Below are 18,655 nucleotides of genomic sequence, written 5' to 3' on the forward strand. Positions count from 1 at the left end.
CATGAACAGAACCGAAGCCTCGGCGCGCCTTGACGAGGTGCTTGCCAAAGTCGACTCCAACATCGACGGCAGCCTGGAGCGCCTGTTCGACCTGATCCGCATCCCCTCCGTCTCGACCGATCCGACACACGCCGCCGACTGCAGGCGCGCCGCCGAATGGCTGACCAAGGAGCTTGGCGAACTCGGTTTCGACGCCTCCGTGCGCGCGACCGCGCGGCATCCCATGGTGGTCGGCCATGACCGCACCGGGCAGGGGCCGCATGTGCTGTTCTACGGCCACTACGACGTGCAGCCGGTCGATCCGCTTGACCTGTGGCACTCCGATCCGTTCGAGCCCAAGCTGGTGCCGCAGCCCGATGGCGAGACCCACATCGTTGCCCGCGGCGCTTCCGACGACAAGGGCCAGCTTTTGACCTTCGTCGAGGCGTGCCGTGCCTGGAAGGCCGTTACCGGCAGCCTGCCGATCCAGGTCTCGGTGCTGTTCGAGGGCGAGGAAGAGATCTCCAGCCCGAGCCTGCCGCCCTTCCTCGATACGACAGGCGCCGAGCTCAAGGCCGACGTCGTTCTCGTCTGCGACACCGACATGTGGGACGCCGAGACGCCGGCGGTGACAACGATGCTGCGCGGCGTGCTGAAGGAGGAGATCGTCATCTCCTGCTCCAACCGCGACCTGCATTCTGGCATCTACGGCAACGCCGCGCGCAACCCGCTGCAGGTGCTGTCCGACATCGTCTCCAGCCTGCGCGCATCAGACGGCGGAGTGGCCGTCGAAGGCTTCTATGACGGCGTCACCGAACTGCCCGACGCCATCAAGGCGCAGTGGCAGCGCCTGCCCTTCGACGACAAGGGCTTTTTGGGCGACATCGGCCTCTCGATACCCGCCGGCGAAAACGGCCGCACCGTGCTCGAGCAGGTCTGGGCGCGCCCGAGCTGCGAAATCCACGGCATCATCGGCGGTTACACCGAAGAGGGCTTCAAGACCGTCATCCCGGCCAAGGCGCAGTCCAAGATCTCCTTCCGCCTCGTCGCCGGCCAGGACCCGGAAAAGATCCGCGGGGCCTTCCGCGCCCATGTCCGCGCCCGCATCCCCGCCGATTGCTCGGTCGAGTTCATCGACCATGGCGCGAGTGCCGCGACCGTCATGCCGATCGACGGCGATTTTCTCACCAAGGCGCTCGGCGCGTTGACCGAGGAATGGGAGCGCGAAGCGGCGGTTGCCGGCAGCGGCGGCTCGATCCCGATCGTTTCCGCCTTCAAGGAAAAGCTCGGCATGGATTCGCTGCTGATCGGCTTCGCCCGCTTCGACAACCGCATCCACAGCCCGAACGAAAAGTACGACCTCTCCAGCTTCCGGAAGGGCATCCGCTCCTGGGCCCGCATCCTGGCGGCGTTTGCGGAAGACAAGGGCTGAGGTTGCTGCCGGGTGCGTCCTTCGAGGCTCGCCCGCCGATGGTTATTGTGACTGGATGAGAGTTTTGCGGGCTCGCACCTCAGGATGAGGGGGCGTTGGCGCTGGCCGATCTCGCGGGTCCGGTGTGTCTCGCCAGCTTGAATGTTCGCCAGCTCGACGAACTACCCCCACTCCGTCACGGCTTCGCCGTGCCACCTCTCCCCCACTTCGTGAGGGAGAGGAAGGGCTAAATCTCGTGATGTCTCGATAATCCAATAAGCCGTGGCCTCTCTGCCCAGGGGGCCTCTTCCCAACTTCGTGAGGCAGAGGAAGGGCGCTAAGCTTGCGGCCGCTTTCCTCTCCCCCGTCGAACGGGGGAGAGGTGGTTTGCGAAGCAAACCGGAGTGGGGTCGACCGCGCTTCAGTCGCCCTCATGGTGAGCTTGTCGAACCACGAGGGCGTCGTGAAGCTCTACCAAACCACCTTGTGGCTCGCGCCCGTCTGCACGTTCACAAACCCCTCGGGCACCGCATCCGTCGGCGCCACCAGCACCCAGCGCCAGGGGGCGCAGGTCAGCGTGGCGAATTGCAGCCGCTCGGGGAAGCCGGGGAACCAGCGCGGCGAAAACGTCGGCTCGTAGAGCCAGTCGATCTTGTTGGCCTCGGCGTAGAGCGCTTCCATCTCGGCATCGAGTGCCTCGGCGGGACGATTCGTCATCAGCCCGCCGACCTCGTAGTGCACGTCGGCGACCACCTTGCCGCCCGTCACCAGCGCCCAGCCGCCCTGGTTTTCCGAGATGCGGTTGACCACTTCGGCCATGGCGGCGTCGGATGAGCCGACGACCCAGATGTTGTGCTGGTCGTGCGCCACCGTGCAGCCCACCGCGGTATCAGGAGTCTTCGGGCCACAGCCGAGCCAGAACATTTTTGCGACGCGGCCCTTGCCCGAATAGCGGTCGACGACGGCGAACTTGGTGATGTTGCGTGCCGTGTCGCGCTGCACCTCGCCATCCGCCACCTGTAGTTCCGTGGTGATGAAGTTGTCGTCCCAATGGAACGGGCGCAGCAGCGCCGCCAGCATTGTCTCGCGGCCAGCCTCCGCCGTGATGGCGAAGTCAGCGGCTGTCAGCTTGCGGCCGACATTGACTGTCCTCGTTGCCCAGTCGGGCCAGTCGATATCTGGCAAATGGCCGGTAAAGCGCTTGCCCTCGGAGACCTGCCGGCCGTCGGCCCAGACTTCCGCGATCGACACGGTCGCCGTCTTGTCGAGCAGCACCATGTCGGCGAAGCGGCCGGGCGCGATGGAGCCGACGAAGGGCGTCAGCCGCATATGCCGCGCCGGGTTGATCGATACGCACTGGTAGGCGATCTCGGGCGAAAGCCCGCTTTCGATGGCGAGGCGGACATTGTGGTCGGTCGCGCCCATCTTCAGCGTGTCCGAGGCGCTGCGGTCGTCGGTGGCGAAGGCCACCTGGCTCCAGTCGCGCAGGCCGCGTTCCAAGAGGCCCTTGATGATGTCCGGCATCGAATGCGGCCGGATTTCGATGAAAATGCCGCGCCTGAGCTTGTCCCACGCTTCCTCCGGCGTCCACGCCTCGTGGTCGGAAGACAGGCCGGCAGCGGCGAAGGCGTTGATCGAGGGCAGGTCGCGCAGGCCGGCGCCATGGCCCTCGACCACGCCGCGCTTTTCGAACGTCGCCTGGATCATGCCCCACAGACGGCCGTAGGACGGGTTCTCGGGATTCCACACGGCCGGCCAATCCATCACCTCGTCCAGGCCGGCAACCATGGCGCTTTCGCCGAGGAAGCCGATCTGCTCGGCATAGCCGAAATGGCCGCCGCCGCCCTCGTAGGCCGTCGGCGGCACGGCCGAGCCGGGCAATGGAAAAATCTTCATCGGTGAGCCGGCGCGGCGCGCGGTCAGCCAGAATTCGAGGTTGTTGGGACCATTGACGTTGGAGAATTCGTGGCTCGCCTCGCAGGTCCAGGTGTTGCCGCGCGGCATAACCAGCGCCGCCTCGTGCTCCGGCGTCAGGTGCGAGCTTTCGATGTGCTTGTGTACCTCGCCGAAGCCCGGCACCGCCGCCAGATGCGTGCGGTCGATGGTTTCGCGCGCCGTGCCCGGGAAGCTGCCGGCGGGGCCGACATAGGCGATGCGCCGGCCGCGGATCGCCACTTCGCAATCGTCCATCCAGGTGCCGGTGTGCACGTCGAGCACCCGGCCGAGCTGGACGAGGCGGTCGGCCTCGCGCTTGCCGAGCGCGGTGAGCACGAGGTCCTGCCGTATCCGGATTTCGTCGGCGGGTTCGATCAGCAGGTCGGCGGGCAGGGGAGATGTCTTGGTCATGGCCTCGCCTCTACTGCATCGTCCTCGAAATCGGAACCCGTTTCCGCTGTGCCAGCATACAGCAGGTTTGATCGAGGGGCGCTGGGACAAGCATTTCGGCTTGATTCACGCGATGCGATGATGTGAAGCCAGTCGGACCTGATTTGGAATGAAAGGTCGCGCCATGCAGCTGAAGCCCACCCGCAAGGTGATCATCGACACCGATCCCGGCATCGACGATGCGGTGGCGATCCTTCTGGCGCTGAAGTCGGCAGAGTTCGACGTCATCGGCATCACCACGGTTGCCGGTAACATCGGCATCGCCACCACGACGCGAAATGCCGGCCGCATCCTGGCGCTCGAAGGCCGCGTCGACGTGCCCGTCATCGCCGGCGCTGCCGGCCCGCTGTCGCGCAAGGGTTTTGACACCGCCGACATTCACGGCAATGACGGCCTTGGTGGCGTCGCCTTCCCCGATGCGCTGACCCTGCCCGTGGCCGGCGACGCCGTCACCTGGTTGCGCGAGACGCTCCAGGCTGCGGAAGCCGGCACCGTCGACATCCTGGCACTTGGCCCACTCACCAACATCGCCCGCCTTGTCACCGAGCACCCGGAAACGGCCGGCCGCATCGGCCGCGTCATCGCCATGGGTGGCGCGGTCTACGAGCCGGGCAACATCGGACCACGCGCCGAGTTCAACATCGCCGCAGATCCGGAAGCGGCCGAAATCGTCTTCGCCGCCGGCCTCGACACAACGCTGATCCCGCTCGACGTCACCCGCAAGGTCCGCGCCACGCGCGACGACACGGCGATGCTGCAGGCATCTGGCGTGCCGGCAGCCGTCGCCTCGGGCGCGCTGATCGACGCTTATTTCCAGTCGACGTCAGGCGGCGAGAGCCGGCCGCTGCACGACCCTTGCGTCATGCTTCTGGCGCTCGACGAGGCGCTGTTCGGCTGCGAGACGCTGAAGCTGGTCGTCGACACCGGCGCGACGCGGGATGCGGGGGCGCTGACGGTTTCGGAGGATGGTGCTGCCATTTCGGTGGCGCTGAAGGTCGAGAGCGCTGCGGTGCTGACGCTGCTCTATGACAGGCTGAAGGCGGAGTAGGGTACCGCCGTCGCGGAGGCGGAGCGAAGCGCAGGTTTTCGGGATCCAGATGTGGGGAGGCGAGACGCATTTCGTCCCCCATCTATAGGGGAAAGAGCCCCCACTCCGTCACGGCTTCGCCGTGCCACCTCTCCCCCACTACGTGAGGGAGAGGAAGCGCTAATCTCGCAGGTCGCAGATCTCGCGGAACCTGTGTTCACGTCGCGGACCTGTGTTCCTTGCGCTCCAATCTTGCGAGGAAGCCAAACTTCTGAGGAGTATAAAAGAGGGCTGAGCTCGCGGCCGCTTTCCTCTCCCCCGTCGAACGGGGGAGAGGTGGTTTGCGCAGCAAACCGGAGTGGGGGTCGATAGCGCTCAGTGGCCGTCTTGAGATGAATGCCTTGCGGCCCCCGCCTTTAGGCCGCCGCCAGCTCCTGCTCCACCAGCGTCGTCCAGAACTTCACCCCGCTCGCCAGCGCATCGTCGTTGAAGTCATAGCGGCTGTTGTGGTGCAGCGCGCCGTCGACGGCGGGGCCGTTGCCGAGCCAGACATAGGCGCCCGGCACCTCCTGGGAAAACATGGCGAAGTCGTCGCCGGCTGTCGAGGGCGGGAACTCGGTCATCACCTTGTCGACGCCGAGTGCCGCCTGTGCTGCCGCAAGTGCCCGGCGCGTCGCGTCACGGTCGTTCACGACAGGCGGCATCTGCCTGAAATAGCGATACTCCGCCTCGATGCCGTAGAGCTTGGCCGAGCCTTCGGCCAGCGCGCCGATCTCTTCTTCCAGCTGGTCGCGCACGGCGGCGGAATAGGCGCGTGACGTGCCGCCGATCTTGACCAGGTCGGGGATGACGTTGAGAGCTTCGAAGCTGCCGGCCTCCATGGCGCAGGCGCTGACCACCGCCGGCTGCAGCGGGTCGACCCGGCGCGCGACAATGGTGTGAAGCGCTGTCAGGAACTGGCCGGCTGCCGTCATCGCGTCGCGGCCGAGATGCGGCTTGGCGCCATGGGTGCCGATGCCCTTGAAGGTGACGGTCCAGCGGTCGGAGGAGGCGAGCTGCGGCCCCGGAACCACCGCCATGCTGTCGGAGGCGATTCCCGGCATGTTGTGCAGGCCGTAGACGGCGTCGACCGGGAACTGCCTGAAGAAGCCGTCTTCGATCATCGCTTTGGCACCGCCGCGGCCTTCTTCGGCCGGCTGGAAGATGAAATGCACCGTACCCGAGAAGTTGCGGCTGCGGGCGAGCTCGCGCGCGGCACCCAAAAGCATCACGGTATGGCCGTCATGGCCGCAGGCGTGCATCTTGCCTGATACGGTCGACTTGTAGGCCCGGTCCTCGGCCATTTCCGGCATCGCGAGCGCATCCATGTCGGCGCGCAGCGCAATGCGTCGCGAGCCCTCGCCGAGCTTGAGCGTGCCGACGACGCCTGTCTTGCCGAGCCCTGCCTGCACGGCGATGCCGGCCTCGGCCAGCATCTTCCGAACGATGCCCGACGTCCGCACCTCCTCGAATCCCAGCTCGGGATGGGCGTGGATGTCGCGGCGCAGCGCCGTCAGCATCTCGATTTCGCCCTTGTCGTGCCCGGCAGTCGATGTCATCACGCAAACTCCGTTCGGCCCGTCTCAACAATCCTTAGCGCCCAGGGCCATCGGCGCCGCATGTCCCCTTCTGCAACAGAAAGGCCCGTTGTGCCACTCGCTCCGCATCAATTCTGGCAGACATTCTACCCCGTGGGCACGTTCGACGTCGCACCCGCGGATGGCTTCCGCGACCTCTATCCGGCATCGCTGCCCGACGGGCGCCAGATCGCGCTGCCTGTCCGGGTGCTTCCGGGGGACGGCAGCCGGGCGGTCGCCTCGATGATCGTCAACCAGGCGAGTTTCGCCGTCGAGGATGCGCTGTCGGACGCCATGGCCGCATATGCCCGGGCCTATGCGCCCGAAATCGTCATCGGCGTGCCGACGCTCGGCCTGCCGCTGGCCAATGGCGTGGCGCGGCGTCTCGGCCATGAGCGCATGGTGGCGCTCGGGACGTCGAGAAAGTTCTGGTACAGCGAGGAGCTGTCTGAGCCGATGAGCTCGATCACCAGCCCCGAACACGCCAAGCGGCTCTATCTCGATCCGCGCATGCTGCCGCTGCTCGAGGGCAGGCGGGTGCTGGTCGTCGACGACGTCGTAAGCTCTGGCACCTCGATGCTGGCGGTGCTGAAACTGCTGGCCAAGGCCGGCATCCGGCCGGTCGCGGCCGTTTTCGGCATGCTGCAGGGCGATGTCTGGCGGCAGGCGCTCGCCGAATTCGACCCTGCTTTCGCCGCTCATGTCCACGGCGCCATCGCCTCGCCGCGGCTGACCCTTGGAAGCGATGGCGGCTGGCGGTCCATCGCCAGCTGACGATCGCCTTTGCTCCTGCAAGTTCAGTTCGAGGCCTTGGCTTCCGAAACCAGGACCGGGTCGCTGCGGTAGCTGCCGGGGAACAGCCGCTTGAGGTTCTCGATCTTCGGCAGGTCGTTGTAGACGATGTAGGGGTATCCGGGGTTCAGGGCGAGGAAGTCCTGGTGGTACCCTTCGGCGGGATAGAAGGCGTGGCCCGGCTCGATCCTGGTGGCGATCGCACTGTCGAAGGTCTTCGCCTCGTCCAGCTGGGCGATATAGGCCTTGGCGACCTTCGCTTGCTCCGCGTCCTGAGGGAAGATCGCCGAGCGGTATTGCGTGCCGCTGTCAGGCCCCTGGCGGTTCAGTTGGGTCGGATCATGCGCCACCGAGAAATAGATCTGCAGGATCTGGCCGTAGCTGATCTTGCGCGGGTCGAAGGTGATCTTCACTGACTCGGCATGGCCGGTCGAGCCGGTGCCGACAGTCTCATATTGCGCCGTCTGGCTGTCGCCGCCGGCATAGCCTGAAACCGCGTTGCTGACGCCGGTCACGTGCTGGAACACGCCCTGCACGCCCCAGAAGCAGCCGCCGGCGAGCACCGCCGTCTCGGAACTGCCGTTTGCCGGCTGATCGAGTGCAGGGGCAGGAATGGAAATGCCCTCCTGTGCCATGGCGAGGGGGCTGACCAGCACAAACGACAGGCCGCTGGCGGCAGCCAGCAAGGCTGCGCGGGCGGCGACAAGTCTTGGCCTGGTCGCAAAGGGCTTGAACATCGGAAACTCCCTGGTCTGCCGCCGATGAGCGGTTCGGCGGCTGGCGCTGCCCCGGGCAGCAAACACACAGGAAGGATACGCAGGAACGGCGGCTATTGTTGCGCCGATTGCGCCGGCTCACGCGCAAGTGACTGCACCGGGTTGCCGGGCGATGGCTCTGGGAGCCCGAATTCCAAGCGTCCTTAGTCAGCCTGGCGATGCCAGCGCAACGACATGCAGGACAGGCCGGCGTCGATCTTGCAGATCTCGGTGGTCTTCAGCGGCACCACCTCGTAGCCAGCCTTGTCGAGCATCTCGATGGTGCGCGGATAGTCCGCCCCGACCATCACCACCTCGTTGACGCGCAGTGCGTTGGCCGCCGCCTCCTCGCCTTCGGGGATGAGCATTTCGCGAAATCCCTTGAACACGCCCGAGCGCGCAAGCCGTTTCGTCGACAGCACGGTCTCGCTATCAAGCAGCGAACAATCGCTTTTGAAATGCAGCACGCCCTCGGGTGTCTGCACCATCTCGCCCTTGCGCCCGAGCCGGTCGAGGCTTGATATCAGCCCCTCGGCGCCGGCGCGGTCGGTGCGGGCCGACAGGCCGATCATCACGCTTTTGGGCGTCGTCAGCACGTCGCCGCCGTCGGCGAAGCCGGGCGTCGGCAGGTCGAGCACGGTGCCGAACATTGATTTCAGCACAGGCGCGATCTCGACGGTTTCCTTCACTCGCGTCTCGGCGCCTGGCCGAAGCAGGATCGCACCCTCGGGGAAGACAAGCGCAGGGTCCTCGACGAAGATCGAATCCGGGAAGTTTTCCAGCGCCGGCAACACGGTGACCTCGACGCCCGCCGCCCGCATGGCTGCGATGTAGGCCGCATGCTCTGCCTTGACGCCCTCATAGGTCGGGTTGCCGCGGTCGTCGGCGCGCAGGCCGTTGACGACCGAACGCGCCGGCTCGCGCACGATCGCCGCGTTGAACTGGTAGACCGCAGGGCGTGATGTCATGTCGGCGTGCTCGTGCTCGGGGTTTCCAGCAGATTTGCTCCAAGCTGCCCGAATTGGCGCAGCCTGTCGACGGGCAGGGCGTGGTCCAGTGAAGGGCGTGAACCTTGAGAGCTTCACTGACCCCGTGCGCGTCGAAACTCGCTCGGCGATTGGCCCGATATGCGCCGAAAATCGCGGCTGAAATGATAGGGATCGGCATAGCCGGAGCTCAGCGCCACCGCCGAGATCTTGGCATCGGAGGAGATCAGCAGCCGCTTGGCGAGGTTCATGCGCTCATGGCGCATCCAGTCCATCGGCGTGGTGCCGGTCTTCTGGCGGAACTGCCGGTGCAACTGCGAGGCGCTGAGGCTGGAGAGATCGGCCATGTCCTCGATCTGCCAGTTGCGGGCGACGTCGGCCCTGAGCGCCCGCATCAGCCGCTGGATGCGCTCGCCGCTGTCTTCCTCCTGCTCGCCGCGCTCTGCAACCAGCAATGCAACCAGTTGGCCGACGACGGCGCTGGACAGCGCGTCGGTGGTCTGGCTGCGATGGGCGAGCGTGGCGAGCGCCTGCTCGAACAACGGCTCAGCCGCGCTCGATCCCGAAAAGACCGGCGACTGGCCGACACGCAGGAAGGCGAACACGGTGTCGAGACCATGGCCGTCGATGCTCATCCAGAGATAGTGCCAATGGTCGGCTTCGGGGTGACAGCCATGGGCATATTGCATTGCCGTGTCGAGCCAGACGACGCTGCCCGCATGGGCTGAAAAGCGCTGACCGGCGATTTCGATCAGGCCGCGGCCGGACATGGTCAGGATCAGCGTGTGGTGGTGGAAGCGGCGCGTCACCAGTCCGTCGTCTTCGGTGAAGCGCGTGCGCCCGGCGACCAGGACCTTGTAGGGATAGGCCTCCGCATGCCGGCCCGGCGTATGGAACAGGATCTCGTCGCGGTGGTCTTCGGTCATTTTTGCGCAGGCCGGCTATGTAGTCCGTTGCCAGCGTTGTAACGGCTTGTCTGTGACGATGCGAGTTTTATCCATCAAGGCGCGAGTTCGGTGCATTCATATCGGCGCCACAGGCGCTAGCCTAGGGCGGGCTGCCATATTGTGGCGGCAATCCCATATTTTGGAGCGACCAGATGGCGACCGCTACCCCAAAGGCAAGCGTATCAGGCACGGCATTCGAGCCTCTGTCGACCGCCTTTGCCCAGAACCCCTATCCCGCCTACGCGGCGCTGCGCGACAGGGGCGAGCCGCAATTCTTCTCCGATTTCGGCATGTGGCTGGTCGCCCGCTTCGACGACGTCGCCGGCATCGCCCGCGACAATTCCATGGTGCGCTCGCCCGAATTCTTCATGTCGCATGAGGAGATCGAGGCCGAGAAACGCGCCCAGAACTGGCACGACATGCCACACCACCAGCGCTTCGTGCAGTTCTCCATGCTGGACAGCGACGGCGAGGTGCACGACCGGCTGCGCAAGCAGGTGTTCCGTGAGTTCACGCCTGTTTTCATCGCCCGCCAGCGCGGCATGATCCAGAGCTTCGTCGACAAGCTGGTCGATGGCCTGATCGACAAGGGCGAGATCGACTTCGTCGAGGACCTCGCCGCCCAGGTGCCGGGCCACATCATCGGCCGCGTGCTCGGCGTGCCTGACGAGGATTGTCCGCAGTTGCGCGTCTGGTCGGAGAACGTGGTCAAGTTCTTCGACATCGACCGCAATGACGAGCGCAAGGCATTGGCCGAGCAGGCGACGACCGAATTTTACCGCTACCTGCAGAAGCTGATGGCCGAGCGCCGTGCCGCCCCGCAGGAGGACCTTGTCACCCGGCTGATCGCAGCACAGGATGCCGGCCACCTCAATGAAGACGAGCTGGTCTCGACCTGCATGCTGATCCTGATGGCCGGCCACGGCTCGACCATCGACGTGCTCGGCTCGGGCATGCACGCGCTGCTGCGCTTTCCCGACCAGATGGAGCGGCTGCGGCAGGATCCCGGCCTGATCCACACGGCGATCCAGGAGATGTTCCGCTTCGAGTCGCCGCTGCCTTTCTTCCACCGCTACTCGACCACCGACTGCGTGGTCGGCGGCAAGGCGTTTCCGCGCGGCACCAAGTTCGGCCTGCTCTATGGCGCCGCCAACCGCGATCCCGCGGCCTTCGGCGACGACGCCGGTAGTTTCGATGTCGGCCGCAACCCCAACCGTCACCTCGCCTTTGGCGGCGGCGCCCATTTCTGCCTCGGCAACCATCTGGCGCGCCTCGACATGGAGGTGATCTTCACCACGCTGATCAGGCGGCTGAAGTCGATTTCGTTGGCGGAAGCCGAACCGCAATACAAGCCCGGCCTGTCCGTACGCGGCCCCAGGGCGCTGCGCCTGACGCTGACCCCGGCCTGATCCTCGTTGTGCAAGTGCGTGGCAGACCGGCTTGCGCACTTCTGCTGAATTGCTCCAGGAGACTTTCATGTACCGCGTAACCTTCGTCAACGCCGACGGCCAGGCCAGGGAACTCACCGCAAGCGACGGCCAGAGCGTCATGTCGGTGGCTGTCGCCAACGGCATCGACCAGATCCTCGCCGAATGCGGCGGCTCTTGCGCCTGCGGCACCTGCCACTGCTACGTCGACGAGACCTGGACGGAGAAGCTGCCCGCGCCTGACGATTCCGAGCAGGGCATGATCGAATGCCTGATGAACCCGACGGAGCGGAGCCGGTTGACCTGCCAGCTCAAGATGTCGGCTGCCCTCGACGGCCTCGTCGTGCATTTGCCGCGCGAGCAATATTGAGCGTGGCCGCATCAGCCTAAAGGCGCTATCTCTAGGGCTTCCCGGCAACAGGAGGCTCTGATGACGCTGCAACTGACGGGCATTCACCATCTCACCGCGATCACCGCCGATGCGCCCGGCAACCTGCGCTTCTACACGCAGGTGCTCGGCATGCGCCTGGTCAAGAAGACGGTCAACCAGGACGACACCAGCGCCTATCACCTGTTCTACGCCGATGGCAAAGCCAGCCCCGGTTCGGACCTGACCTTCTTTGACTGGCCGGTGGGCCGCGAGAAGCGCGGCAGCAACAGCATTTGCCGAACCGGCTTGCGCGTTGCCAGCGAGGCATCGCTGACCTGGTGGCGCGAGCACCTTGCCGCCAAGGGCATCGAGACCTCCGAGATCAGGGATATCGGCGGCCACCGGACTGTCGACTTCGAAGACCCCGAGGGACAGCGATTGCGGCTGGTCGACGACGGCGGCAAGGGGCCGGCCAACGAGTGGTCGGCCAGCAGCATCCCGGCCGAACACCAGATCAGGGGCCTCGGGCCGATCACCATCAGCGTGCCCGACCTCGCCAACACCGAGCTGGTGTTGACCAAGGTCATGAACCTGCGCCAGGTGCGCGATTTCCCCTCGCCCGACGGCGAGGGCCGTGTCCATGCCTTCGAGATGGGCGCGGGCGGGCCTGCGGCCGAGCTGCATGTCGCGGTGCAGCCGAAGCTCACCCCGGCCATGCAGGGCGCCGGCGGTGTCCACCACGTCGCCTTCCGCACGCCCGATGTCGAGCAGATCCACGAATGGACGGCGCGGTTGCAGGAGTTCCGCCTGCCGTCGAGCGGCGAGGTCGAGCGCTATTATTTCCGCTCGCTCTATTTCCGCGAGCCCGCCGGCGTTCTGTTCGAGATCGCCACCGACGGTCCCGGCTTTGCCGTCGACGAGCCGATGGAGACGCTCGGCCAACGCCTGTCGCTGCCGCCTTTCCTTGAGGGTAAGCGGGCCTCGATCGAGGCCCGGCTCAAGCCGTTGGCATGATCCCGAATCGCAGGTCCGCAGCAGCGGACAGTGCCAATCGGCCTGGAGGCAAGACTTGCGCAACTACAGAGCGCTGGAGGCGAGCCACTCCCTCACGATCTCGATGTCGGCTGCCTCGAAGGCGTGGCCGGAGGAAATGGTTCGGGCATCGACAGTGGCACCTGCACTCCGCAGCAGGCCGGCTAGCTCGGGACCGAAGCTGCTGAACACATCGACGGCGCCTGCGATCAACAGCGCTTCGGCGTCCGACAGGTCGGCATCAGGCGGCTGCTCCAGCACCATCGCCGCCCGCAGGAGCGCCGCGCGGCGGATGACATGCGGGTGCAACAGCATGGTCGCCGCCAGCATGTTGGCGCCGTTGGAATGGCCGAGGAAGACAAGCTTGGCCGGATCGAGCCGGTAGGCCTCGATAGCGCCGTCGATGAAGGCCGCAAGCGCCTCGGCTTCCGACGCAATATCGGCCTGGTCGAATCTGTTGGCCGAGAAACGGCGGAACCAGCGTGGCGTGCCCTCGTCGGTGGCGCGGCCGCGCAGCGCAAGCAGCGTCGCGTGCGGTGCGGCCTTGGCGGCGAAGGGCAGCAGACTGGTCTCGTTGCCGCCGGAGCCGTGCAGCAGCACGATCGTCGTGCCGTCAGGGTTTTCGGGCGTATGGAAGCGGTGGACGAAGGGCAGCTCGCGATAGATGACGCGCTCTTCTCCCGGCCAGGCGAATTGCGGCAGCATGACCTTCAGTTCATCGATCTTGTCGGCGCGGTCGGGCGGCACGAACAGGTGCGTGCCGAGTTCCGACGGAGCCTCGTCCACCGCCATGCCCGGCCGATCCGTCGCCAGTTCGATCAGCGTTCCGCCCGGTTCGCGCACATAGAGCGAGTAGAAATACTTGCGGTCGTGCACGTTGGTGATGGTCGAATTGCTGGACGCGAGTTCGCCATGCACCCGCTCGACCTCGGCGACATCTTGGGCACGGAAGGCGATGTGGTCGATGGTGCCGGTGCCCGGCGCGCTCGACCAGAATCCTTTGGCGTCCCTGATATCGATGATGTCGCCGGTATCAGAAACCAGCCGGCGGATGAACTCGGTGCTTTTTTCCGGCCGATAGCCGAAATGCCTGGTGACGAAACGCTCCGTCAACTCGGGCACTTCGGTCATGATGGTGGCGCCGCGGACGCGCCGGATGGCGTGCTGTTGCGGAACGGTGGCGCGGTCCCAGTCCGCTGGCGCCGGAAAGCCTGCAAAGCCGGCCAGCTTGACGATCACCCCGTCGGGGTCCTTCAGCCGGAGCGTCGGTTCGCCCATCTCTTCCGTCGGACCGGTAATCTCGACATGGTGGGAGAGCGCCCGCGTCAGCCAGAAGCCGATGCTGGCGGGATCGATGGCGAGCGAAATCTCGCTCGGCTGGCCATGGCCGATGCGGCCCGGCGCGCCGTCCTCCCAGACAAGAAAGGTGATAAGCGTGCCGGGATTGGCCGCGCCGTCGCCATAGAACAGGTGAAGCTGGGTCGCGTCCTCATAGCCGCCGGTCTGCTTGACCAGCCGCAGCCCAAGGAAGCCGACATAGAAGTCGACATTGGCCTGCACCTTGCGGGTGATGAGCGTGATGTGGTGGATGCCTGCGCCCATGCGTTGCTCCTGGCGATGTCCAAGCCCGACAATCCACCACGGCACCGTGCGGCGCAACCGAAGTCTCACTTGACGCGACAGCCGGTCTGCCGCTTCCTCGCCGCATGGGCCACACCGTCTGCGTTGGCCGCATGAATGGGGAGAACGCTGATGATCGGCAAATGGGATTTCTGGGTCGATCGCGGCGGCACCTTCACCGATGTCATCGGACGCGACCCGGAGGGAAACCTGCATCCGCGCAAGCTGTTGTCCGAAAACCCAGAGGCCTATCGCGACGCGGCCGTCCAGGGCATTCGCGACCTGCTTGGCCTCGCGCCCGGCGCGCCAGTTCCGCCCGGCACGGTCGGCGACATCCGCATGGGCACGACCGTCGCCACCAACGCGCTGCTCGAGCGCAAGGGCGACCGCGTCCTCCTTCTCATCACCAAGGGGTTCCGCGACGCCCTGCGCATCGCCTACCAGGCCCGGCCGGATATCTTCGCCAAACAGATCATCCTGCCCGAGCAGCTCTATGAGCGCGTCGTCGAGGTTGACGAGCGTGTCCGCGCCGACGGCTGTGTCGAGCGGCTGCTCGATATCGCCGAGGTCAAGCCGCTCCTGATGCAGGCCAGGGCCGACGGTATCGACGCGGTCGCCATCGTCTTCATGCACGCCTGGAAATATCCGGAGCATGAGCGCGCCATAGCCGCCGTCTGCCGCAAGTGCGGGTTCTCCCAGGTCTCGGTCAGCCACGAAGTCTCACCGCTGATCAAGCTCGTCGGCCGCGGCGATACGACGGTTGTCGATGCCTATCTGTCGCCGATCCTGTCGCGATATGTCCGGCAGGTGGCGGAGGAGTTGGGCGCTTCACCCTCCCCCTTGTGGGGAGGGGCGGACGGCGAAGCCGGACGGGGTGGGGGTGACGACAGTGCGGCGGGATCTGCCCCCACCCCGGCACTGCGTGCCGACCTTCCCCACAAGGGGGAAGGTGAATCCCCTCGCCTGATGTTCATGATGTCCTCCGGTGGTCTCACCGCCGCCGAGCTGTTCCAGGGCAAGGACGCGCTGTTGTCCGGCCCCGCCGGCGGCGTCGTCGGCATGGTCGAGACCGCCAGGCTCGCCGGCTTCGACAAGGTCATCGGCTTCGACATGGGCGGCACGTCGACCGACGTCGCTCATTATGACGGCGAATACGAGCGCAGCTTCGACACCGAGGTCGCCGGCGTGCGCGTCCGCGCGCCGATGATGCGCATCCACACGGTCGCCGCCGGCGGCGGCTCGGTGCTGCATTTCGAGGCTGGCCGCTTCCGCGCCGGGCCTGATTCCGCCGGCGCCAATCCCGGCCCCGCCTGCTACCGCCGCGGCGGGCCGCTTACTGTTACCGACGCAAATGTCATGCTCGGCAAGCTGCATCCCGATCTCTTCCCGGCCATCTTCGGCGCGGGCCAGGATCAGCCGCTCGATGCCGGCGTCGTGCGTGAGAAGTTCGCCGCCATGGCCGAAGTGATCGGCGACGCCCGCTCGCCGGAGGCGGTGGCCGAGGGCTTCATCACCATCGCCGTCGAGAACATGGCCAACGCCATCAAGAAGATCTCGGTCCAGCGCGGCTACGACGTCACCCGATACCTGCTCAACTGCTTCGGCGGCGCCGGCGGCCAGCATGCCTGCCTGGTGGCGGATGCGCTCGGCATCGAGGCTGTGCTGATCCACCCGTTCTCGGGCCTGCTTTCGGCCTATGGCATCGGCCTGTCCTCGGTCTTTGCCTCGCGCCAGCAGGCATTGCTCAAGCCGCTGAGCCAGGCCTCGCGCATCGATATCGACGTGCTGACCGTCGCGTTGCGCGACCAGGTACTGGCCGAGCTGGCAAGCCAGGCGATCGCCGAAGCCGACGTCATCACCCGCACTGTCCTCCACATCCGCTACGACGGCACCGACACCACCCTGCCGGTCGCCTACGGACATGGCGCGATCGAGGCGGCGCGGCAGGACTTCGAAGCCGCGCACAAGGCGCAGTTCGGCTTTGTCTACGACAACAAGCCGATCGTCGTCGAAGCGGTGGCGGTGGAAGGACGCGATGGCGCCGAGCGGGGATTGAGCGAGGGCGAGGCAGCGCTTGACCCGCGCCTTCCCGCCTCGACGGAACAGCGACGGATCTACGCCGAGGGCGCCTGGCACGACGCCGGCATCTTCCACCGTGCCGGCATGAAGCCGGGCCACAAGGTTTCGGGGCCTGCTCTCATCATAGAGAGCCACCAGACAACAGTGGTCGAACCGGGCTGGACGGCCGAGATCACCGCCCGCAACCACGTGCTGATGCGGCGCATGGAAAAGAAGTTGCGCCGCGCCGCCATCGGCACTGCCGCCGACCCGGTCATGCTCGAGGTCTTCAACAACCTGTTCATGTCGATCGCCGAGCAGATGGGGGTGACGCTCCAGAACACCGCCTATTCGGTCAACATCAAGGAGCGGCTCGATTTCTCCTGCGCCGTCTTTGACCGGTCAGGTGCGCTCGTCGCCAACGCCCCGCACATGCCGGTGCATCTCGGCTCGATGGATCGCTCGGTCGAGACCATCATCCGGCTGAACGAGGGTGACATCGCGCCGGGCGACGTCTTTGCGCTCAATGCTCCTTACAATGGCGGCACGCACCTGCCCGACATCACCGTCGTCACGCCGGTGTTTGCGGAGTTGGATTCCTCTCCCCGTTCACGGGGAGAGGATGGCGGCAGCCAGGTGAGGGGCAGTGCTGGCGTGGCGAGTGATCGAGCTGGCCCCTCATCCGGCCCTTCGGGCCACCTTCTCCCCGTGAACGGGGAGAAGGAAAAAGAGCCCCGCATCCTGTTCTGGGTCGCGGCCCGTGGCCATCATGCCGATGTCGGCGGCACCGCACCGGGCTCGATGACCCCTTTGGCGACGACCGTCGACGAGGAGGGCGTGCTGTTCGACAATTTCCGCCTCGTCGAGCGCGGCGCCTTCCGCGAGAAGGAACTGCACCGCATGCTGAGCGACCATCCCTATCCGGCGCGCAACCCGCAGCAGAACATCGCCGACCTCAAGGCCCAGATCGCCGCCAATGAAAAGGGCGTCGCGGAACTGAGGAAAATGGTCGCCCATTTCGGCCTCGCCGTCGTCGAAGCCTATATGGGCCACGTCCAGGACAACGCCGCCGAGAGCGTGCGCCGCGTGCTCGACCGTCTGCCCGATCGTTCCGAATACGAGTACCCGACCGACACCGGCCAGGTAATCAAGGTGCAGATCTCGGTCGACCGCGCCGAGCGCAAGGCGACGGTCGATTTCAGCGGCACCTCGCCGGTGATGAAGAACAACTTCAACGCGCCCGAGCCGGTCGCCCGCGCCGCCGTGCTTTATGCCTTCCGCGTCATGGTCGAGAACCAGATCCCGATGAATGCCGGCTGCCTCCGGCCGATCGACATCATCATCCCTGAGGGATCGATGCTCAAACCGTCCTATCCGGCCGCAGTTGTCGCCGGAAACGTCGAGACCTCGCAGCACGTCACCAATGCGATCTTCGGCGCCATGGGAGCGCTCGCCAATGCGCAAGGCACGATGAACAACCTCACCTTCGGCAACGCCACCTATCAATATTATGAGACGATCTGCTCGGGATCGCCGGCCGGACGCTTCAATGACGGCAGCGGCTTTGCCGGCACGTCCGGCGTCCACACCCACATGACCAATTCGCGCCTCACCGATCCCGAGATCCTCGAGCTGCGCTTTCCGGTGCTGCTCGAGGACTTCCACATTCGCGAGGATTCGGGCGGCAAGGGCAAATGGAGCGCCGGCGACGGCACGCGCCGCACCATCCGCTTCCTCGAGCGGATGGATTGCGCCATCCTGTCGTCGCATCGCGACCGTCCGCCTCTAGGCCTCGACGGCGGCGGCGACGGACAAGTCGGTTCGACCGTGGTGCGCCGCAAGGACGGATCGCTGGAGCCCCTTGCGGCCTGTGCCCAGACTGTGTTGGCCGCTGGTGAGGCGGTTGTTGTGACGACGCCGACGTCTGGCGGGTTTGGTCCTGCGTGACTTGGGTTCTGGACCGCAGTTTTTGCGTTTGTTGGGGTGGTGCGATTCCCTGGGGTGGGGGATGTTTCGCGTGGGTGGCGGTATGTTGTTTTGGTGTTTCGCGTTTTGATTGAATGGGTTGCCGGGATTTTGTGAGGTGTGGCCTGGGCTCTGGGTGAGCTTCCGCAGGGTTTTGCAGGGTTTGGGGATTTTGTCGCAAAAATTTCGCAAAAGATGGAATTAGGTCGTTGACAGTTTGAAGGGGTGGCGACTATATACGCCTCAACAACGAGGGCGGCGCGCCGCTGGCGGCCCCGGAGTTCG

Annotated in this window: 13 protein-coding genes; 7 read left to right on the forward strand and 6 right to left on the reverse strand. The window is 65.7% G+C overall.

Features of this window, described 5'->3' with window-relative positions; genetic code table 11:
- The first annotated feature begins 1 nt into the window (after position 1).
- The gene (locus tag PCJ21_RS20470) at positions 2 to 1,411 is read left to right on the forward strand and encodes a M20/M25/M40 family metallo-hydrolase (protein WP_269933286.1); all 1,410 of its coding nucleotides are present in this window, start codon (positions 2 to 4) and stop codon (positions 1,409 to 1,411) included.
- A gap of 450 nt (positions 1,412 to 1,861) precedes the next feature.
- On the opposite strand, the gene PCJ21_RS20475 is transcribed toward PCJ21_RS20470, so the two are convergent.
- On the reverse strand, positions 1,862 to 3,736 hold the full coding sequence (locus tag PCJ21_RS20475) for an adenine deaminase (RefSeq protein WP_269933287.1): 1,875 nt from the start codon (positions 3,734 to 3,736) through the stop codon (positions 1,862 to 1,864).
- Between the two features lie 163 nt (positions 3,737 to 3,899).
- Here PCJ21_RS20475 and PCJ21_RS20480 point away from each other — a divergent pair, with 163 nt between their 5' ends.
- Complete coding sequence (locus tag PCJ21_RS20480) at positions 3,900 to 4,823, forward strand: nucleoside hydrolase (protein ID WP_269933288.1); 924 nt, start codon at positions 3,900 to 3,902, stop codon at positions 4,821 to 4,823.
- Between the two features lie 395 nt (positions 4,824 to 5,218).
- Here PCJ21_RS20480 and PCJ21_RS20485 read toward each other — a convergent pair whose 3' ends face one another.
- Positions 5,219 to 6,400 (reverse strand): M20 aminoacylase family protein, encoded by a 1,182-nt coding sequence (locus PCJ21_RS20485; protein ID WP_269933289.1) that lies wholly within the window; start codon positions 6,398 to 6,400, stop codon positions 5,219 to 5,221.
- Between the two features lie 60 nt (positions 6,401 to 6,460).
- Between PCJ21_RS20485 and PCJ21_RS20490 the strand changes: the two genes are divergently transcribed.
- On the forward strand, positions 6,461 to 7,192 hold the full coding sequence (locus PCJ21_RS20490) for a phosphoribosyltransferase (RefSeq protein ID WP_269933290.1): 732 nt from the start codon (positions 6,461 to 6,463) through the stop codon (positions 7,190 to 7,192).
- A gap of 23 nt (positions 7,193 to 7,215) precedes the next feature.
- Here the strand turns inward: PCJ21_RS20490 and msrA are convergent, their stop codons facing one another.
- The 3 genes from msrA to PCJ21_RS20505 all read right to left on the reverse strand — a co-directional run bounded on the left by msrA (position 7,216) and on the right by PCJ21_RS20505 (position 9,877).
- Positions 7,216 to 7,947 (reverse strand): peptide-methionine (S)-S-oxide reductase MsrA, encoded by a 732-nt coding sequence (msrA, locus tag PCJ21_RS20495; protein ID WP_269933291.1) that lies wholly within the window; start codon positions 7,945 to 7,947, stop codon positions 7,216 to 7,218.
- Between the two features lie 182 nt (positions 7,948 to 8,129).
- Positions 8,130 to 8,933 carry an arginine deiminase family protein gene (locus PCJ21_RS20500; protein WP_269933292.1) on the reverse strand — a complete coding sequence of 268 codons (804 nt, stop codon included), beginning with the start codon at positions 8,931 to 8,933 and terminating at the stop codon, positions 8,130 to 8,132.
- A 113-nt stretch (positions 8,934 to 9,046) separates the two neighbouring features.
- Complete coding sequence (locus PCJ21_RS20505) at positions 9,047 to 9,877, reverse strand: AraC family transcriptional regulator (RefSeq protein WP_269933293.1); 831 nt, start codon at positions 9,875 to 9,877, stop codon at positions 9,047 to 9,049.
- Positions 9,878 to 10,050: 173 nt separating this feature from the next.
- Between PCJ21_RS20505 and PCJ21_RS20510 the strand changes: the two genes are divergently transcribed.
- From PCJ21_RS20510 to PCJ21_RS20520, 3 genes are all read left to right on the forward strand, one after another.
- Positions 10,051 to 11,307 carry a cytochrome P450 gene (locus PCJ21_RS20510; protein WP_269933294.1) on the forward strand — a complete coding sequence of 419 codons (1,257 nt, stop codon included), beginning with the start codon at positions 10,051 to 10,053 and terminating at the stop codon, positions 11,305 to 11,307.
- Positions 11,308 to 11,374: 67 nt separating this feature from the next.
- Positions 11,375 to 11,695 (forward strand): 2Fe-2S iron-sulfur cluster-binding protein, encoded by a 321-nt coding sequence (locus tag PCJ21_RS20515; protein ID WP_269933295.1) that lies wholly within the window; start codon positions 11,375 to 11,377, stop codon positions 11,693 to 11,695.
- A 60-nt stretch (positions 11,696 to 11,755) separates the two neighbouring features.
- A complete protein-coding gene (locus PCJ21_RS20520) occupies positions 11,756 to 12,709 on the forward strand; it encodes a ring-cleaving dioxygenase (protein WP_269933296.1) in 954 nt (317 codons plus the stop codon).
- A 63-nt stretch (positions 12,710 to 12,772) separates the two neighbouring features.
- Here PCJ21_RS20520 and PCJ21_RS20525 read toward each other — a convergent pair whose 3' ends face one another.
- Positions 12,773 to 14,329 carry a VOC family protein gene (locus tag PCJ21_RS20525; protein ID WP_269933297.1) on the reverse strand — a complete coding sequence of 519 codons (1,557 nt, stop codon included), beginning with the start codon at positions 14,327 to 14,329 and terminating at the stop codon, positions 12,773 to 12,775.
- A gap of 150 nt (positions 14,330 to 14,479) precedes the next feature.
- Between PCJ21_RS20525 and PCJ21_RS20530 the strand changes: the two genes are divergently transcribed.
- Complete coding sequence (locus tag PCJ21_RS20530) at positions 14,480 to 18,352, forward strand: hydantoinase B/oxoprolinase family protein (protein WP_269933298.1); 3,873 nt, start codon at positions 14,480 to 14,482, stop codon at positions 18,350 to 18,352.
- Positions 18,353 to 18,655 lie beyond the last annotated feature (303 nt).

It is taken from the genome of Aminobacter sp. HY435 (assembly GCF_027568395.1).
Taxonomy (GTDB): Bacteria; Pseudomonadota; Alphaproteobacteria; order Rhizobiales; family Rhizobiaceae; genus Aminobacter.